General features: G+C 31.4%; 3 protein-coding genes. All 3 read right to left on the bottom strand.

Going from position 1 to position 2,214, the window contains the following annotated elements; genetic code table 11:
- Window positions 1-112: 112 nt before the first annotated feature.
- Window positions 113-724 carry a hypothetical protein gene (locus HGP29_RS28010; protein WP_211093444.1) on the bottom strand — a complete coding sequence of 204 codons (612 nt, stop codon included), beginning with the start codon at window positions 722-724 and terminating at the stop codon, window positions 113-115.
- Between the two features lie 82 nt (window positions 725-806).
- Window positions 807-1,328: a hypothetical protein gene (locus tag HGP29_RS28005; protein ID WP_168885782.1), complete on the bottom strand. Its 522-nt coding sequence runs from the start codon at window positions 1,326-1,328 to the stop codon at window positions 807-809.
- A gap of 74 nt (window positions 1,329-1,402) precedes the next feature.
- The gene (locus HGP29_RS28000; RefSeq protein ID WP_211093443.1) at window positions 1,403-1,828 is read right to left on the bottom strand and encodes a hypothetical protein; all 426 of its coding nucleotides are present in this window, start codon (window positions 1,826-1,828) and stop codon (window positions 1,403-1,405) included.
- Window positions 1,829-2,214: the final 386 nt, after the last annotated feature.

Raw genomic sequence — 2,214 nt, 5'->3', positions numbered from 1 at the left:
TATCCTCTTTTGTTTGGTCATTTTCTCTATAATGGTGTACAACGTAATGGCTAAACTACGACCAGCGGGTGTGTCACCCGATGGATGGAGTGTAGCTATTGTTATGACCTTTTTATGCTTCCCTAAGAATTCTATTTAATATTTGAAGGTTTTCTATAAATTGTTTTGAATGTTCGCCATCTGAATGCAATTCTGACCATTTTATTAATCTATTAATAGCAATTGAAATGGTTGGCTTTGCTTCTTTTTCAATTTCACCTTCGTCTACTAGCTGACCAAAACCTGTTCCTATTACTGAAATGTCAAGAGTGAAAATATATTGTTGTTCATCAAAAGTTGGATCTTCAATCTGTTTTAATAGTGTTGACTCCATTAAAAGTTGTTTATTATAATTTTGAAATTTCATTTCTCCAACACTTTCAATTGTCCAAATTAAGCATTCCATAATTGAAGAATTTGGGTTGTCCTTTCTCCAATCTCTATATTCCGCAAGAGCCATATCACCCTCATCTGATCCAAACGGGGCTAGTTCATCGTAATTACTCCAAAAGAATTCTTCAGGAACTAATTCAATAGCTCGAGGATGAGCAAATTCTTTATTTATGCCATAGATTTCTTCCATATTATCAACATTTGAAATTTTATTTTGTTTTTTATTGTTTGTGCATCCTAATAGTAAACTGCATGCAAAAATGATTAATAGTGTTTTGTAGTTTTTTTTCATAATTGGTCATAACGTAATGGCTAAACTACGACCAGCGGGCGTGTCGACCGATGGATGGAGGTTAGCTAATGTTGTGCGTTCGTTATTTTTTATCCAATAAATTCTTTTGAAATTCAGTATTTCTTTGCTCCCAATTTTCTTTATCCGTTTTGTAATATTTTTCAAAGTCGGTTAGCATTTTTAGATACTCGTGCTTATCAAACTCAAGTTTATCCATTTTTTGAAACCACTTGACTTTAGAACCTACATTTTCAGGATCAGATTCAGTTGTTTTATCTATTCCAATTCTATTCCATTTAATTGTAGTTCCACAATTCTGTATTTCAGCAACAATTAATGTACAAGAAAAATCAAGATCATCAGGGCACATTAAAATTGGACAGATTACAGTTTTGTCTATTTCAGGTAAAATTCTTTTCTTAACAACTTTCTCTTCTTCAGGAATTTCCATTCCAAAGAGTAAAGTAGGAATTGTTCCTCCATAAAATTTATTAGGATATAATTCGTCAAGTTTTTCATCAAGCCAATAATTGTCTATTCTATAGTTGGCAAAATCATCAGCTCCATATTCACTTGTATCTATTTCAACTTTTATAGTATTCATTGGCTTTTTGTGTTATGACGCACAACGTGATTGCTAAACAGCGTGCGAGGGTGCGTCACCCGAGACTTGCTGTTTTAGCTATTGTTGGCTACTTTTTTAATCGTTTTATTTTTGTGTCTTTCAATAATATAATCATATAACTTTTCTTTCATATTCATAGTGTCAAGTTCATAATCTACTAATTGTAAAACTCCCCACCCTCCAGAATTATACACACCAATTAAACCGAGATCTTTTGTCCAAAATATTTCAGATTCTTCATCATAACTATTTGGTCTATCATAATAACTACGATAGACTCGAATAGAGTCATCAGAAATATTCAGAGAATCTAAAAATTCACATGTTGAACCTTGATATTCTATTTCATTTTTGATCCTTGAAAATTGAAATATTGAAATAGTATCTTCATTAATTTTTATTGGATAATATTCAATTGGGATGGATATACTATATATGATTTCATCTTTATATGTTTTATAATTCACAATAGAATTCATTTCATTCCGTAGACTAACTCTATCTAAATTACTTAACCAAATTTGATAATTATATATAACTGCCTTTGATTCTTTGTATGTTGGTTTCCTACAAGTATAGAAACAGGTAATAGTTATTAATAAGAGAAAAACTTTCATATTTTGATAATTGTAGCCAACGTAATGGCTAAACTACGACCAGCGGGCGTGTCGACCGATGGATGGAGATTAGCTAATGTTGTAAGTAGTTTGTAAATTTTCTAATCCCCATTCAAGGAGTACAATCCCTGCTTTTCCGTCTAAAGTATATATTTTATCGATTTCCTGATTATTCTCATTCGACTTAATATATTTGGTTAAGTTAGACATTTGTACTGATCCATAAATTACTTCAAATTCTGGTACAG

The sequence above is a fragment of the Flammeovirga agarivorans genome, from assembly GCF_012641475.1.
GTDB lineage: Bacteria > Bacteroidota > Bacteroidia > Cytophagales > Flammeovirgaceae > Flammeovirga > Flammeovirga agarivorans.
Note: the sequence above shows the minus strand (reverse complement) of the source record. Positions and strands in the feature narration are given on the sequence as shown.